This window comes from Roseburia porci (genome assembly GCF_009695765.1).
In the GTDB taxonomy this organism is placed as follows: Bacteria; Bacillota; Clostridia; order Lachnospirales; family Lachnospiraceae; genus Roseburia; species Roseburia porci.
Genome location: NZ_VUNI01000003.1, coordinates 103,909 through 120,755, shown reverse-complemented (window position 1 = coordinate 120,755; position 16,847 = coordinate 103,909). Strand labels below are relative to the sequence as shown.

Sequence of the window (16,847 nt, the reverse complement as noted above, 5' to 3'; positions counted from 1 at the left end):
AGACCTGCCAGGATTAAGAATGGGAGTGTTGTGTAGGTTCAGACGGGTGATTGGCGTTAACGATTATGAGTGCGTATTTTAAGTGAATACGAAACAGAGTGGTACCACGGAGAGAACAGTCTTCGTCTCTAGGATCGGATGATCCGGTTGAGACGGAGGCTTTTTTAATTCTGAAAAGGAAAGCAGATAAGCACGCAGCAATGCGGAGCTTTTTATAAAGGAGGAAATTATGTCAGAAGTTTACAACCACAAAGTTGTGGAAAAGAAATGGCAGAAAGTCTGGGATGATGAGAAAGCATTCGCAGCACCCCAGGATTACACAAAGCCGAAATACTATGCATTGGTTGAATTCCCATATCCATCCGGACAGGGACTTCATGTTGGTCATCCAAGACCATATACGGCACTTGATATTGTGGCACGTAAGAGAAGAATGCAGGGATACAATGTTCTTTATCCAATGGGATGGGATGCATTCGGTCTTCCAACCGAGAATTATGCAATCAAGAATAAGATCCATCCAAAGATCGTTACCGAAAATAACGTAAAACATTTTAAAGAGCAGCTTCATTCTCTTGGCTATTCTTTTGACTGGGATCGTGAGATTAATACAACAGATCCGAATTATTACAAATGGACACAGTGGATCTTCTTAAAATTATTCAAAGCCGGTCTTGCATATAAGAAAGAAATGCCGATCAACTGGTGTACTTCCTGTAAAGTAGGACTTGCCAATGAGGAAGTTGTAAATGGTGTATGCGAGCGATGCGGAGCACCTGTTGTCCGCAAGGTAAAAAGCGAGTGGATGCTTAAGATCACTGATTATGCAGATAAGCTGATCGAGGGCTTAAATGATGTAGATTATATCGAAAGAGTAAAAGTCTCACAGAAGAACTGGATCGGACGATCTACCGGTGCAGAAGTGGATTTTGCGATTAAAGGAAAAGAAGAAAAACTTCGTATTTATACAACAAGATGTGACACCTTATTTGGTGTTACTTACATGGTTGTTTCTCCAGAACATCCATATCTCGACAAATACAAGGATGAGATCAAAAACTGGTCTGAAATCGAGGCATATCGTGAAGCTGCATCCAGAAAATCTGATTTTGAGCGTGCAGAACTTGCAAAAGACAAAACCGGTGTTGCAATCGATGGACTTACTGCAATCAATCCGGTAAACGGCAAAGAAATTCCAATCTGGGTTTCTGATTATGTACTTATGAGTTATGGTACAGGAGCAATTATGGCTGTTCCTGCACATGATGAAAGAGACTGGGAATTCGCAAAGAAATTTAATCTTCCAATGCTTCAGGTTGTTGCAAAGAATGGAGAAGAAGTAGATATTAGCGAAGCAGCATTTACAGATGTTGCAACCGGTGTCCTGATCAACTCCGATTTCCTGAATGGACTTGAAGTAAAAGATGCCAAGGAAAAAATGATCAAATTCCTGGAAGAAAAAGGAATTGGTACTGCAAAGACCAATTATAAACTGCGTGACTGGGTATTCTCACGTCAGAGATATTGGGGTGAGCCAATCCCGATCGTTCACTGTGATAAGTGTGGATATGTTCCAATCGATGAGAAAGATCTGCCATTGCTTCTTCCGGAAGTTGAGAGCTATATGCCAACAGACAATGGTGAATCTCCACTTGCAGCAATGACAGACTGGGTTAACACAACATGTCCATGCTGTGGCGGACCTGCGAAAAGAGAGACTGACACCATGCCACAGTGGGCAGGATCATCCTGGTATTTCTTAAGATATACAGATCCTCATAATGACAAAGCACTTGCAAGCCCGGAGGCATTAAAATACTGGCTGCCTGTTGACTGGTATAATGGCGGTATGGAGCATACAACACTGCATCTTCTTTATTCCAGATTCTGGCATAAATTCTTATATGATCAGGGTGTAGTTCCAACACCGGAACCATATCAGAAGAGAACTTCCCATGGAATGATCCTCGGAGAAAACGGTGAGAAAATGTCAAAATCCAGAGGAAATGTTGTCAATCCGGATGACATTGTAAGGGAATATGGAGCTGATACATTAAGAACTTATGAAATGTTTATCGGAGCATTCGACCTGGCAGCTTCCTGGTCAGAAGATGGCGTAAAAGGCTGCCGCAGATTCCTCGAGCGTGTATGGAAACTTCAGGATATCATGACAGAGGAAGAAGGATATTCCAAAGATCTTGAAACAAAGATGCACCAGACAATTAAGAAGGTTTCCTACGATTTCGAAAATCTGAAATACAACACAGCCATTGCAGCAATGATGTCTCTTTTGAATGACTTTTACAAAAAAGGTTCTATTACAAAAGGAGAATTTAAGACACTTATCATTCTGTTAAATCCGGTTGCACCACACATTACAGAAGAGTTGTGGCAGACGATTGGCTGTGAGGGCAGAGTATATGAACAGACATGGCCGGAATATGATGAAGCCAAAACAGTGGAAGCCAATGTTGAGATTGCTGTCCAGATCAACGGAAAGACAAAAGGTACACTGATGATCGGAAAAGATGATCCGAAAGATGATGTTATTGCGAAAGCAAAAGAAAGCATCGCAGATAAACTGACCGGTAATATTGTAAAAGAGATTTATGTACCTGGACGTATTGTAAACATTGTTATGAAATAAGATTCATACGAATATTATTGAAAGTAAAAAGATACCTCATCGGGTTGCCCGATGAGGTATCTTATTTCTTATATTGATGCGGTGGAAGAGAAGGATCAGATCCTTTTAATTTCTGCATTCCCCGTTGAATGGCATCTTTTGAATCTTTCCAGTCGGCATCTTTGTTGCGATAGTCATATTTTTCGATAAACCAGGAGACATCTTCATAAAGACGCTCCATATTTTCCTGCATCAAAGGAAGCACGGTGTCATAAAACGAAGTAAGCTCTTCACCAGAAAGATTCTGATCAGCAGCCTCGCACAAAAGGCCGAAGTGCGTCAGACAAAATCCTTTTGTCTGGGAAAGCTTTGAGCGGAAACCGGCATCTTTTTTATACATCTGAAAGAACGTGTTGAGGTAATCATCAAACGTTCTTTTGACCATATTGCAGATGAAGCAGGAGCGTTCTTTCTGATCAATCCACCATTTAATGGAATTGGATGACTGCTCTGATGAAGCATTCTTTCGGAAAAATCCGCTTTTTTTGCCGGAAGCAGACGGTTTGAAACGAGAAAATTCTTTTGTCATTTCATCCAGAATGCGTTTGTAGTGTGTTTTTAAGATCCAGGCATTGCCGAGCGCATTTCCATAATCAAACATCTTCTTGAAATGGGCACGGCAGAATCCGGCTTTATCTGTCATCTCACGAATATCGGCTTCCATATAAGAGGCGCCATGTCCAAGGACAAAATCCATTGCGTGATTTTCGGTTTTTCTTTCAATATAACAGAAAGGACATTCGCCGGCATGTTCCATTGCCTCGGAAATGGGGATGGTATGAAGCTGTTCTTTCATTTATGATTCCTCCGGATGATAATTTTCATAAAAATCAATAAATGTCTGTAATGATTTGGATGGTTTCAGATTGCTTTTGTAGGCAAATCCCACTTCACGTTCATGGATTGGTATACCCAGTGGGATTTCGGTGAGTGTTCCATCTTCCAGTTCTTTTTTGACAAAGCTTTTAATTACACAGGCAACTCCGACACCGATTTTTGCAAAATCGATGAGAAGATCCATATTTGAGATGTCGATGGAGTCGGCAACAGTAATCTGATTTTCCTGTAGATAATCATCGATATATTGTCTTGTCATGTTGTTCTTATCAAGAAGCATAAGCGTAGAGTTCTGCAAAATTTCATCCTCTTTGATTCCGCGCTGACTTAAATGTGAAAGATAATCTCCGGTAGCAACAAAAATATCTTTGATATTATCCAGATAATAAAACTGGATATTTTTCAGGTTGTCAGGTTTACCGATCAGACCAATATCAATTTTATTGTCATCCAGAAGTTTTAAGGTTTCATTGGTGGACTGGCAATTGATGGAAATACTGATGTGAGGATTGCGTTTGATAAATTCTTTTAAATATGGTAGCAGCATGTATTTACAAAGGGTTGTACTCACTCCGATGCGCAGATGACCAACACCAAGTTCAATAGAGCGTTTTAATTTATCCTCGCCGAGCGTCAGGGTTTCAAAAGCGTCTCGGACATGTCCATAGAGCAGATTTCCCTCTTCTGTTAAAACGACGCCGCGCGAACTGCGGGAAAAAAGTTTGCAGCCAAGACTTTCCTCAAGCTTTTGGATGGATTTACTGATTGCAGGCTGACTGATATACAGTTCTTTCGCAGCTTTTGAGATGTTTCCTGCATTTGCGACCGTATAAAAAATACGATAAGACGAAAGATTCTGATTCATGATTTGCTCCTTCTTTCTTTTCAATCTGTATTCAGTATACCATGAAACTGAGTTATGGTAAATATATTTATTATGTATTTTCATTATAGAAAAGCATATGCTAGAATTTCATACAAGGATAGTTGCATAAGCTTTCACTCACACATTCAAAAGCATCGGCAGAGAATGCGGATGCATAATTTTTTATGCAGCTGGAATGATTAGTAATTTTATAGGAGGAATCACGTAATGGGAATGACAATGACACAGAAGATCCTTGCAGCTCATGCAGGTCTGGAATCTGTTCAGGCCGGACAGTTAATAGAAGCTGAGCTTGATCTTGTCCTTGGAAATGATATTACATCACCGGTCGCAATACATGAAATCGACAAAATGAAAGTGGATGGTGTATTTCACAAAGACAAAATTGCTTTGGTAATGGATCATTTTGTTCCAAACAAAGATATTAAATCCGCTCAGCACTGTAAATGTGTTCGCGAATTTGCCTGCAAGAATGAGATTAGTAACTTTTATGATGTAGGAGAAATGGGAATTGAACATGCACTATTACCAGAGAAAGGTCTTACTGTTGCTGGCGATGTAATTATCGGAGCTGATTCCCATACATGTACCTATGGCGCACTTGGTGCATTTTCTACTGGTGTTGGTAGTACGGATATGGCTGCGGGAATGGCAACCGGTAAAGCATGGTTTAAAGTTCCGTCTGCATTAAAATTTGTCCTGACCGGAAAACCAGCAAAATGGATCAGCGGTAAGGATATTATTCTTCACATTATCGGAATGATCGGTGTTGATGGTGCACTTTATAAATCTATGGAATTTACAGGGGATGGAATCCAGTATCTGAGTATGGATGATCGCCTTACAATTGCGAATATGGCAATTGAGGCAGGCGGTAAGAATGGTATTTTCCCAGTAGATGACCTTACAAGAGCATATATGAAAGAGCATTCCAAGAGACCGTTTGTAGAATATGAAGCAGATGAAGATGCTGAATACGATGCAACATACACAATTGATCTTAGCACTTTAAAACCAACTGTATCATTCCCTCATCTTCCGGAAAATACAAGAACGATTGACGAAGTCGGTGATGTAGCCATCGATCAGGTTGTGATTGGTTCCTGCACAAACGGACGTATGGATGATCTCAGAATTGCAGCAAAGGTATTAGAAGGCAAAAAGGTTAAGAAAGGTCTTCGTGTAATCGTTATTCCGGCAACACAGAAAATCTATCTTCAGGCAATGGAAGAAGGGTTGCTTCGTACATTTATTGAGGCAGGAGCAATTGTAAGTACTCCGACCTGTGGACCATGTCTTGGCGGATATATGGGCGTTCTTGCAGAAGGAGAGCGTTGTGTATCTACAACCAACCGTAACTTTGTGGGACGTATGGGACATGTTGATTCTGAGGTATATCTTGCAAGCCCGGCAGTTGCTGCCGCCAGCGCAATTACAGGTAAGATCTCAGGACCGGAAGAGGTAATGTAGATTGGAGGAAGTAGAATGAAAGCAGCATGTGGTCATGTTTTTAAATTTGGAGATAACATTGATACGGATGTTATTATTCCGGCAAGATATCTGAACTCATCAGATCCAAAGGAACTTGCCACTCATTGTATGGAAGATATTGATAAAGATTTCGTAAATAAGGTAAAACCTGGAGATATTATCGTTGCAAATAAGAACTTCGGATGTGGTTCTTCCCGTGAACATGCACCGATTTCGATTAAAGCTGCAGGGGTCAGCTGTGTAATTGCTGAGACTTTTGCCCGTATTTTTTATCGGAACGCAATCAATATCGGATTGCCAATTATCGAATGCCCGGAAGCAGCGGTTGCAATCCAGGCAGGAGATGAGGTGAAGGTAGATTTTGATTCCGGTGTGATTACCGATGTGACAACCGGAAAGTCTTATCAGGGACAGGCATTTCCACCTTTCATGCAGAAAATAATTGATTGCGAGGGTCTGGTTAATTATATTAATCAGAAGTAGTATACCCGGAACGAGGATAAAAAAGACTTCCGTTAATCCGGAAGTCTTTTTAAGTAATGATAATAATTCGATGAAAGTCTGATACGGGTGTAAATATCTGCATATTCACTTGCGGAAAGGGATTCAATGTAATTCTCTGGATAGTTGCGGTTAATCCCGTGTCTGCGGGCCAGATCCACAGCCTTGTTATAAGCGATGGCAGCTTTTTCTGCACTTGAGAAGTATCCAAGAGAAATATTTCCGTTGATATGGATTTTGGCTGCATAACGGGTCGTTCCACTATGCTGTGTGCGGCAAACACCGTAATAAGGATTGATCACCTCTATATTTGCATATCGGAAATCAAAGGGGTCTCCGTTTATAAAGGAATAGTCTCTTCCTGCAACGGCATGCGCCTTGATTCCGTAACGGCTGAGCAGAGTGATCTGCATACCATAGTCATTGACATAAAGATGCCCCTGACGGCGGAGAATTTTATGCTCTGTATAATAGAACAGATCATCAATATCAAATTTGAGTTCTTCGGTCTGGGAAAGATAATAAATAAAATATCCTTTCTTTAGATAGATTGGATTCCCGATGTATAATCGATTATCTCTGTAATTGGTTAAGGTTACTATTTTTTCAAAGGAGAGAAGCGATGGTTTATGAATCAGCTCCTCGAGAGAAACATCCGGATGGTCCAGTATCTCGCATGCAGTCTGGTATGCCTGACTGGCATCGGCTTCTGTTTCATAGCTTCCGAGGCTGATGTGTTTTCCACGGCAGGTGATACTGGAACGGTAATATAAAGAATGATCTTTTTTATATGCTTCATAAACTCCTGGTAACATAAGGACTCCTTTTTAACTGTAGTTCTTTATGACTATTTTATCCTATCTAAATGTTCCTTTCAATTATAAAATGTGATATATAAAAACAAGTGATGTGATTCGCGGACACTTGTCCGTAATGGGTTGACATTTTTATAACTGTTCCATTATAATGGACATTAATGTATGTTTATTAATTTAAGAAAAAGAGGTAAGAAAAATGGGTTTAATGTATTCAAGTACTAGAAATGGTGACAAAAAATTCACTGCTTCTCAGGCAATTTTAAAGGGACTTGCAGACGATGGCGGATTATTTGTCCCAGAAAGCATACCGGCACTGGATGTTACAATTGATGAGCTGGCAAAGATGTCCTATCAGGAGACTGCATATGCGGTAATGAAGCAGTTCCTTACAGATTTTACAGAAGAAGAATTGAAAAACTGTATCAACAAAGCATATGACAGCAAATTTGACACAGAAGAGATTGCTCCTTTAGTGCAGGCAGACGGTGCATATTATCTGGAATTATTCCATGGCCCGACAATTGCTTTTAAAGATATGGCATTATCCATCTTACCTCATCTGCTGATTACTTCAGCCAGAAAAAACAACGTAAAGAATGATATTGTTATTCTTACAGCCACTTCCGGAGATACTGGAAAAGCTGCACTTGCAGGATTTGCAGATGTAGAGGGAACAAAGATCATCGTATTTTATCCAAAGCATGGTGTCAGCCCGATCCAGGAAAAACAGATGGTTACACAGAAAGGTGCCAATACCTTTGTTGTAGGAATCAATGGCAATTTTGATCAGGCTCAGACCGGTGTAAAACAGATGTTTAATGACAAAGCCATGGCAGAGGAGATGGACAAAGAAGGATATCAGTTCTCATCTGCAAACTCAATCAATATCGGTCGTCTTGTTCCTCAGATCGTATATTATGTTTATGCATACAGCAGATTATATGCAAACGGTGCAATTGCAAAGGATGAGAAGATCAATGTAGTTGTTCCAACTGGTAACTTTGGAAATATCCTTGCTGCTTTTTATGCAAAGAATATGGGACTTCCAATCGGAAAACTGATCTGTGCTTCCAACGAGAACAAAGTGTTATATGATTTCTTCTCAACTGGAACCTATGATAAGAACCGTGAATTTATGTTAACAAGTTCTCCATCTATGGATATTCTGATTTCATCAAATCTGGAGAGACTGATTTATCGTATTGCAGGCAATGATGCGAAAAAGAATGCTGAATTTATGAAAGATCTTACAACTTCAGGAAAGTATGAGATTACCGATGAGATGAGAACACAGCTGGCTGATTTCTATGGCAATTATACAAGCGAGGAAGAAACAGCTTCTGTAATCAAAAAATTATTTGAAGATACCGGATACATCATTGATACCCATACCGCTGTTGCAGCTGGTGTATATGAGAAATATAAGAAAGATACCAACGATGTTGATACGAAGACGGTAATCGCATCAACTGCAAGTCCGTTTAAATTCACAAGAAGTGTTATGGATGCCATTGATCACAAATATGACAGTATGACAGATTTTGAACTTGTCGATGAATTAAGTAAGCTTGGAAATGTAAAAGTTCCACAGGCAATCGAAGAAATCCGAAGTGCAGAAGTGCTTTATGATACCGTGTGTGATGTAGATGAGATGCCAGATGTTGTAAGACGTTTCTTAAAAAAATAATTATGAACCAAAAAACTTCCATTCAGAATCAATGCTGAATGGAAGTTTTTAATTGGGATATTATAAAAACTGAACGATCATGTAAATAGTTCCGAATGGGAAAAGCACCGGGAATTCATATGCCGTATGCTCAAACGTAAGAATGGAGTCAACGGAATGTTCCAGAGCATTTAATTCCAGTTCCTGTGAATTATCATTTGACATATTTACTGCGAAAAGTCCGTTATGGAGATTCAGAAAATCATCCATGGAAGCTTCTACATATTCATCAAATTCGGTAAATTGTTCTCCTGCGTATCTGGAGGCAAAATGAATCGCAGTTTCCTCATCCATGTCAAGATATGCAATAAATGAACCGTCATCACCGGTTAATTTCTGATAGGTGCAGTGTTTGGTAGGAAATTCTTTACACTCTGAAATTGTAAGCGGAGTAAAATCCTCTCCAATAAAACGAATCAGATTGTTAAATAAAAGTTCCATGTACATTTTACCGGATTCATTGATCGGTTTTTCAGCGATAACCAGAAAATGATCAAATAAATTCTGGATATTCTGCTGCATGGAATCGGAAAAATCCAATTCATAGAGTTCATTCTGTGAACGATAATCTGCAATGATATTCTCAAGGTCAGTATTGCTTAAAACACCGTCATCACAGAGAGCCTGTCCAAGTAACAGGAAATCCGGAGTCTGGGATTCAAGCAGCTCGATGACCTGTTCCTGTGTCAGATATCCCTCTTCAATTGCGAGTTCCCCAAATTTTTTATCTTCGTGAGTCTGAAGAATAACAATACGGTCAACCTCAGAAGCTGTCATATATCCGGCATGTATTGCAAGCGTACCAAGCTTCATATGGGATTTAAGCTGTTTTTTCATTGCCGTAAATAACTGCTCTTTTGTGATATATCCATTAGAAAGCAGATAATTTCCGAAAAACTGTGTGTACATATTCTATTATCTCCCTTCTAAATATTTGTCCATCAGGGTAATGACCTGATTCTCGTTTAATGGTTTCTGGATAAAATCTTTGGCTCCTAATTCGATCGCTGCTTTTAACTGTGTCATTGTACCGATGGAGGAGACAATGATAATCTCAGCATCCGGATCAAAGTTCATAATATTCTGTACCGTCTCAATACCGTCCTGCTTTGGCATAACGATATCCATAAATACGATATCCGGTTTGAATTCTTTGTATTTTTTGACGGCGTCAACACCATCAGCAGCCTCATAAAAGGTTGGTGTTCCAAGGGTTGAAATCACATCTTTTAACTGCTTCCTTGCTAATATGGAATCATCACAAACTAAAATACTTACATCCTCGATCCTCATAGATATAACCTCTTTCCGCATTCGTTTTCATTAAATAGATACCATTATTTTACACTAAATATCTATAATTATCAATGCTTTAAAGCTGTTGGATCTGCGTTTATAATAAACTTAGTAAAATCTTCAGTTTAAATTCACCTGTTGATCACATAGCAGGTCTATTCTATGGATAATTACAATCAGGAGTGTGTCTTATGGAAAAAATATTAGTTGTAGATGATGAAGAAAAAATCAGACAGATTATCCGGAAATATGGAGAGTTTGAAGGGTATGAAGTGTTTGAGGCAAAAGATGGAATGGAAGCGATCACGCTATGCAGACAGAATGATTATGATGTGATCATTATGGATGTTATGATGCCGGAACTGGATGGATTTTCCGCATGCAGGGAAATCAAGAAACTCAAGGATATTCCGATCATCATGTTATCTGCCCGCGGAGAAGAATATGACCGTATTCACGGATTTGAAAACGGAATTGATGATTATGTTGTAAAACCATTCTCGCCCAAAGAACTTATGATGCGGGTTAAGGTTGTGATTTCAAGGAATTCCAATAAAATTTCAGAAACAGAACATGACATTTTCCGGGCAGAGGGACTTGAAGTTGATTTTACCGGAAGAACCGTGTCGGTTGATGGACAGCGTGTGAATATGTCACCAAAAGAATATGATCTTTTATTCTACCTTGTAAAAAATAAAAATATCGCCTTAGAAAGAGAAAGGCTTATCACAGAAGTGTGGGGATATGATTATTACGGAGATGACCGTACGCTGGATACCCATATCAAGCTTTTGCGAAACAGCCTTGGAATATATCGCAAATTTTTAATTACACTCAGAGGGGTAGGATATCGATTTGAAGCACGAGAAGATAAGCATTAAATGGAAAATATTTTTTTACCTGCTGCTTTTTACAGCATGTCTTTTGGTTCTTTTGTGGTTTTTTCAGATTGTGTATTTAGATTCGTTTTACAAAATGATCACGAAAAATAACGCGCGTTCTGTGGAACAGGAGGCAATATCCATTCTGGAATCTGATTCAGAGGAGAAAGAAGAACAGCTTGACCAGCTGGCTGCCAAAAATAATATTACAATTTATGTAACGGATACTTCCGGAAATGCACTGTATAATTGCGAATATATTGCCACGACTAAAATGTCAACGCTCCCAAATGAGGAATTCCTGCGGTATTACAAAGAGGCACAGGATAATGGCGGAAGTACGGTAATCGAGTTCAAAGGCAATCATAATAAAACGTTTGAAAAGCAAAACGGGGATACGGAATCATCGACTGAAGCGGTATCTGCTCCGCAGCCGCCACAGGCGGACAGTTCTATTCCACAGCCACCGGAAGCGGATGGATTTGTCCAGAATTACGGACAGGATATGGCGGAAAGTATCATTTATGTTGATGTTTTAACCAGTGATAATACCGCATGTGTTCTTATGGTTAATACTGTACTGACACCGGTAAGTGCGACCGTGGATACTTTAAGAATCCAGATGATCTGGATCACGGTTGTCATGATCATCCTGTCACTTCTGATTGCGCTTGTGATTTCCAAAAAAGTTTCCAGGTCTATGATACGTGTCAACAATGCTGCCAAAAAGCTGGCAAAAGGGGATTTCAATGTGTCCTTTGACGGAAAGGATTACCGGGAGATTGCAGAACTCTCAGAAACATTAAACCAGGCGGCCACCGATCTGGGAAAAAACGAAAAACTGCAAAAAGAACTGATTGCAAATGTATCACATGATCTGAGAACACCACTTACGATGATTATTGCATATTCTGAGGTCATGCGTGATCTTCCGGGAGAAAATACACCGGAGAATGTTCAGGTTGTTATCGATGAGGCAAAAAGACTTACGAATCTTGTGAATGATATGCTTGATATATCAAAGCTGCAGGCAGGTGCTTTAGAGATGAAACTTTCCGAATTCAATCTGACGGACCGCATTCAGAAAGTCCTGGAGCGCTATAACAAATTAAAAGAGCAGGATGGTTACCGGATCGATTTTGAATATCAGGAAGAGGTGTATGTCTGCGCGGATGAATTCAAAATTTTCCAGGTTATTTACAATCTGATCAACAATGCAATCAACTATACAGGAAGTGATAAACGTGTACTTGTGCGTCAGCTCGTAAGAGAGCAGATTGTACGGATCGAAGTGATTGATTCCGGAGAAGGAATTTCGGAAGAGAATCTTCCTTATGTATGGGACCGGTATTATAAAGTAGATAAAACACATAAACGTGCGGTTATGGGAACCGGACTTGGGTTATCTATTGTGAAAAACATATTGGAACTTCATCATGCAGAATATGGAGTGGAGAGTATTCTCTCTGCCGGATCGAAATTCTGGTTTGAACTTCCAGTCATAGAAAAAGAGGAAATCTGATGCTGATTCAGATTTCCTCTTTTTATGATTACTGGTTGCGTTTGTCGTAAGGAATATATTCTCTGTGATGTCCAACATATTTATAGGCCGGACGCATGATCTTATTGTTATAAGATAATTCTTCAATTCGATGAGCACTCCAGCCTGCAATACGTGCAACTGCAAAGATCGGAGTATATAATTCAACCGGAAGATCCAGCATATTATATGCGAATCCGCTGAAGAAGTCGACGTTTGGGCTGACACCTTTATAAATCTTGCGTTCCTCGGAAATGATCTGCGGAGCAAGACGCTCGACATTGGCATAGAGCTGGAATTCATCTTCCCGTCCTTTTTCAGCAGAAAGACGCTCTACAAATGTACGGAAGATAACAGCTCTTGGATCGGAAAGGGAATATACCGCATGTCCCATACCGTAGATCAGACCTGCATGATCAAAAGCTTCTTTATGAAGAAGTGCGGTCAGATAACGGCTGATCTCCTCGTCATCATTCCAGTCCTTTACGTGTGCTTTCAGATCATCGAACATTTTGATTACCTTGATGTTGGCTCCACCATGTCTTGGACCTTTCAGTGATCCGATTGCTGCGGCGATCGCAGAATAAGTATCGGTTCCGGAAGAAGATACCAGATGTGTGGTAAAGGTGGAGTTATTACCACCGCCGTGCTCCATATGAAGAATCAGTGCGGTATCCAAAAGTTTGGCCTCAAGAGGAGTAAATTTGGAATCCGGCCGAAGCATATGAAGAATATTTTCCGCAGTAGAATATTCCGGAATCGGATTGTGAATAAATAAACTCTGGCCTTCATGGTAGTGATTATATGCCTGATAGCCGTATACGGACAGCTGTGGGAAAAGGCTGATCAGCTGAAGACACTGGCGCAGAACATTTGGAAGAGAAATATCATCGGCTCTGTCGTCATATGAATATAAGGTAAGAACACTTCGGGCAAGCGTGTTCATCATATCATTGCTTGGAGCTTTCATAATGATATCCCGGACAAAACTTGTCGGCAGTGTACGATACTGGCTGAGCACAGCTGTGAATTCATCCAGTTCTTTCTTGTTTGGGAGTTCTCCGAACAGCAGGAGATAGGTGCATTCTTCAAATCCAAAATGATTCCAGTCACCTGTACCTGAAATGAGCTCTTTGACATTATATCCGCGATAGTAAAGTTCTCCATCTGCCGGAACCTGTTTGCCATCTACCAGTTTGGTCGCACAGACATCGGATATCTCAGTCAGTCCTACCAGAACACCTTTACCATTTAAATCACGGAGTCCGCGTTTAACATCATATGTAGTATAGTCTGCCGGGTCAATGGTTGCTGTTTTCTGACATAAACTGGCGTAATGATTAATTTGTGGTGTTATTTCACTGAATGGATTTGTACCCATGTTATACCTCCTTGAATGTTATACTAAAAATATTATCAAATGTTGTTTCTTAAAACAAGAGTAAGAAATTGATGTTTATGAAAAATTCATAACTTAATGACTAAAATGGTGGAAAGAAAGTGCAAATCATAGTAAAATGTTAGATAATATTATACGAGGGGAAATATTTATGACAGATCAGAAATTATGCCAGCTTGCAATAGAAGCAAAACAGAATTCCTATTCACCATATTCGCATTTTCGTGTTGGGGCGGCACTCTTGACAGAGGACGGTGCAGTGTATCAGGGCGTAAATATAGAAAATGTTGCTTTTTCTCCTACGAATTGTGCAGAAAGAACCGCTTTTTTTAAGGCAGTTTCCGAAGGTAAGAGACAATTTAAAGCAATTGCAATAAGTGGGGATGCACAGGATTATCTGTATCCTTGTGGCGTGTGCAGACAGGTAATGGCAGAGTTTTGTGATCCGAAGACTTTTCAGATTCTTCTGGTAAAACCGGATGGAAATTTTAAAAAATTTACATTAGAACAACTTCTTCCGGGCGCTTTTACACAAAATGACTTGGAAAAGGGAATTCAATAACAATTTCATATTATGGCAAAATGTGTCTTGAATTTTTCATTGAAAAATGAGACATATTAAAGTATAATAAAAACACAAAAAAATATAGCCTGGAATGTTCGATAACTCTTGCTATTTAGAACCTACATTTACTTTAAACGGGATTCCTATATGAGTTACTGGATGTCAGGCCGCCTCGTATCAGTGGAAGGCAGAAGGTAAACTGCGGTCGCCCACCTAGCATTAGCTAGGAGTCTAAATTGCAGGAGCCGGCATTTTGGGTTATATTACAAAAGAAGAAGTGCTTATGAAGTACCTATAAGAACTGATATCAGGGTAAATACAAAAGAATCATTGAAAAGTACAAAAGAACTTACAGAAGAGAAAGTTTTTAAGATACAAAAGACGGGGAAGCTGTTCGACAGGGCAGCTTCCCTTTTGTTATAGAAAGGCAGATTGGAATCTGCTGCATGTTCAGGAGTCAGAATGAAGAAAAAGAATAGACCCGGCTGTATCGTATTCATTGTTTTTATTACCATAATTGCCTGTGTGGCAATTACGTTTCTTATTGTATTTCGCCTGCTTCCACATAAGACAGAATCGGGTGTTGGGCAGACAGAGTCAAAAAAGGAAGATGGGATTGTCCAAAACGCATATATTATTTCCACGCAGGACGATAAGATCCAGTATCTTTATAAGGGACAGACTTATCAGCTGCCCGGACACATGGATACTCCGTTTGAAGGGATTGCAGACATTGAGATTACGCAGGATAAGATCAGTCATATTTACACCAAACCGGACAGGATCGAGGGAGTTCTTGAAAGCTATACAGATGAGCAGATGGAAGTGCGCGATTATGGCATGCTTGAACGGGAAGCTGAAATTCCCGTATACATATCAGAAAATGGAACGGTTCGGGAAGGCACACTTACGGATCTTATTGTAGGAAGCAGTAACGTAAATTATGTACTTGCTTATCATCGGATACAGGCGATTCTGGTCAATGAAGAGACCGTTGCAAAGAACATACGTGTTGTTATCAAAAATGATACCGCTATCGAGTATCCGCAGTTATATCTAAAATCGGATTCAAGCTGTCAGATCTCTTATGAGAATGAATTGTTTCGGATCGATGGTGAAAATATTCTGGATTGCGGGAAATTTCTGGATGAGCATGGAACTGGGAAAATAAAGATCGTTTCCGAAGGCGAAGGAATGTACATTTGTGATGCATCCGGGAATAATATCAGTAATTCCTATCCGGACACCATCTACTGTATCCGGACAGAAAATGGAATTGTTATGGTGAACCAACTCCCAATCGAAGAATATGTAAAAAGGGTACTTCCATCGGAAATGCCACAGCAGTTTGGATTAGAGGCATTAAAAGCGCAGGCGGTGTGCGCAAGAACTTACGCTTACAGTCAGTTAAAGAACGACCAGTATGCCATGTACGGGGCAAATGTTGACGATTCTACTGCTTTTCAGGTCTATAACAAAGCCGGAAAGAGTGAGATTACAGATCAGGCAGGAAATGAGACTTCCGGGCAGATTGCTGTGTATCAGGGAAATCCGATCACCTGTTATTATTGCTCAACGAATCCAGGTGTCACAGAGGATTACGAACTCTGGCAAAACGAAGAGGAACGGGGGAACAGTCAGGGGAATCCGGAGTATCTTCAGAAAAAATATGAAACATCTGAGAATCCCGGAGATCTTTCAGATGAAAACTGCTTTCAGAAATTTATCGATTCGGCACCGGATTCTTATGACAGTGTTTCTCCATTTTACCGCTGGACGGCAAAGCTTGATCTAAAGGGCGGAGCAGATTCTGAACTTGGAAAAGCACAGAGTATATCCATTTTACAAAGAAGCACAAACGGATATGTATTATGTCTGAAAATTCAATATGAAAAGGGCGAAAAAACATTTTATGAGGAAAACGAAATCCGAAACATTCTTGGACATATGTTACAAAATGTTGTATTATCCAATGGTAAGGAGCGAACCGATCTTACACTGATTCCGAGTGCGTGTTTTTATATTGCCTCTTTCGAAGACGGACATTATATCTTAAAAGGTGGAGGATTTGGGCACGGAATCGGATTAAGTCAATATGGGGCTTCGGCCATGGCCGGTCAGGGAATGACATACGAAGATATCATGAAGTTTTATTATTCGGGGATAGAACTTATGGAGATTTCCAAATTCTCTGATTGAATACGGAATTAAGGAGAACATT

14 protein-coding genes, 1 other RNA gene and 1 other annotated feature (1 of these 16 running past the window's edge) are annotated in these 16,847 nt (G+C 39.9%); of the genes, 9 read left to right on the top strand and 6 right to left on the bottom strand.

Annotated features, from left to right (window positions below; all coding sequences use genetic code 11):
- Nucleotides 1–133 (top strand) — a binding site (T-box leader) (it extends 111 nt beyond the left edge of the window).
- A gap of 96 nt (nt 134–229) precedes the next feature.
- Nucleotides 230–2,647, top strand: coding sequence for a leucine--tRNA ligase (gene leuS / locus FYJ75_RS03140; RefSeq protein ID WP_154428771.1), 2,418 nt, complete (start codon nt 230–232; stop codon nt 2,645–2,647).
- A gap of 61 nt (nt 2,648–2,708) precedes the next feature.
- Here the strand turns inward: leuS and FYJ75_RS03135 are convergent, their stop codons facing one another.
- Together FYJ75_RS03135 and FYJ75_RS03130 are read right to left on the bottom strand one after the other, a co-directional pair.
- Nucleotides 2,709–3,482 carry a DUF6062 family protein gene (locus tag FYJ75_RS03135; protein WP_195838928.1) on the bottom strand — a complete coding sequence of 258 codons (774 nt, stop codon included), beginning with the start codon at nt 3,480–3,482 and terminating at the stop codon, nt 2,709–2,711.
- On the bottom strand, nt 3,483–4,388 hold the full coding sequence (locus FYJ75_RS03130; protein WP_154428769.1) for a LysR family transcriptional regulator: 906 nt from the start codon (nt 4,386–4,388) through the stop codon (nt 3,483–3,485). It lies immediately after the preceding gene.
- Nucleotides 4,389–4,616: 228 nt separating this feature from the next.
- Here FYJ75_RS03130 and leuC point away from each other — a divergent pair, with 228 nt between their 5' ends.
- Nucleotides 4,617–5,879 carry a 3-isopropylmalate dehydratase large subunit gene (gene leuC / locus FYJ75_RS03125; RefSeq protein WP_154428767.1) on the top strand — a complete coding sequence of 421 codons (1,263 nt, stop codon included), beginning with the start codon at nt 4,617–4,619 and terminating at the stop codon, nt 5,877–5,879.
- 15 nt (nt 5,880–5,894) lie between these two features.
- Nucleotides 5,895–6,383 (top strand): 3-isopropylmalate dehydratase small subunit, encoded by a 489-nt coding sequence (leuD, locus tag FYJ75_RS03120; RefSeq protein WP_154428765.1) that lies wholly within the window; start codon nt 5,895–5,897, stop codon nt 6,381–6,383.
- 32 nt (nt 6,384–6,415) lie between these two features.
- Here the strand turns inward: leuD and FYJ75_RS03115 are convergent, their stop codons facing one another.
- Nucleotides 6,416–7,216: an AP2/ERF family transcription factor gene (locus FYJ75_RS03115; protein WP_154428763.1), complete on the bottom strand. Its 801-nt coding sequence runs from the start codon at nt 7,214–7,216 to the stop codon at nt 6,416–6,418.
- 199 nt (nt 7,217–7,415) lie between these two features.
- Between FYJ75_RS03115 and thrC the strand changes: the two genes are divergently transcribed.
- On the top strand, nt 7,416–8,906 hold the full coding sequence (thrC, locus tag FYJ75_RS03110) for a threonine synthase (protein ID WP_154428761.1): 1,491 nt from the start codon (nt 7,416–7,418) through the stop codon (nt 8,904–8,906).
- 60 nt (nt 8,907–8,966) lie between these two features.
- Here thrC and FYJ75_RS03105 read toward each other — a convergent pair whose 3' ends face one another.
- On the bottom strand, nt 8,967–9,854 hold the full coding sequence (locus FYJ75_RS03105) for a chemotaxis protein CheX (protein WP_154428759.1): 888 nt from the start codon (nt 9,852–9,854) through the stop codon (nt 8,967–8,969).
- 6 nt (nt 9,855–9,860) lie between these two features.
- Nucleotides 9,861–10,238 carry a response regulator gene (locus tag FYJ75_RS03100; protein WP_154428757.1) on the bottom strand — a complete coding sequence of 126 codons (378 nt, stop codon included), beginning with the start codon at nt 10,236–10,238 and terminating at the stop codon, nt 9,861–9,863.
- A 194-nt stretch (nt 10,239–10,432) separates the two neighbouring features.
- Between FYJ75_RS03100 and FYJ75_RS03095 the strand changes: the two genes are divergently transcribed.
- Together FYJ75_RS03095 and FYJ75_RS03090 are read left to right on the top strand one after the other, a co-directional pair.
- The gene (locus FYJ75_RS03095) at nt 10,433–11,122 is read left to right on the top strand and encodes a response regulator transcription factor (protein ID WP_154428755.1); all 690 of its coding nucleotides are present in this window, start codon (nt 10,433–10,435) and stop codon (nt 11,120–11,122) included.
- Nucleotides 11,123–11,216: 94 nt separating this feature from the next.
- Nucleotides 11,217–12,644 carry a sensor histidine kinase gene (locus FYJ75_RS03090; protein WP_235906991.1) on the top strand — a complete coding sequence of 476 codons (1,428 nt, stop codon included), beginning with the start codon at nt 11,217–11,219 and terminating at the stop codon, nt 12,642–12,644.
- A 28-nt stretch (nt 12,645–12,672) separates the two neighbouring features.
- On the opposite strand, the gene FYJ75_RS03085 is transcribed toward FYJ75_RS03090, so the two are convergent.
- Entirely contained in the window at nt 12,673–14,043 is a 1,371-nt protein-coding gene (locus FYJ75_RS03085) for a citrate/2-methylcitrate synthase (RefSeq protein ID WP_154428750.1), read from the bottom strand.
- A 136-nt stretch (nt 14,044–14,179) separates the two neighbouring features.
- Between FYJ75_RS03085 and FYJ75_RS03080 the strand changes: the two genes are divergently transcribed.
- From FYJ75_RS03080 to FYJ75_RS03070, 3 genes are all read left to right on the top strand, one after another.
- Nucleotides 14,180–14,623 carry a cytidine deaminase gene (locus FYJ75_RS03080; RefSeq protein WP_328596846.1) on the top strand — a complete coding sequence of 148 codons (444 nt, stop codon included), beginning with the start codon at nt 14,180–14,182 and terminating at the stop codon, nt 14,621–14,623.
- A gap of 83 nt (nt 14,624–14,706) precedes the next feature.
- A non-coding RNA gene (gene ssrS, locus FYJ75_RS03075) (6S RNA) lies at nt 14,707–14,890 on the top strand.
- 198 nt (nt 14,891–15,088) lie between these two features.
- Entirely contained in the window at nt 15,089–16,825 is a 1,737-nt protein-coding gene (locus tag FYJ75_RS03070; RefSeq protein ID WP_154428746.1) for a SpoIID/LytB domain-containing protein, read from the top strand.
- Nucleotides 16,826–16,847: the final 22 nt, after the last annotated feature.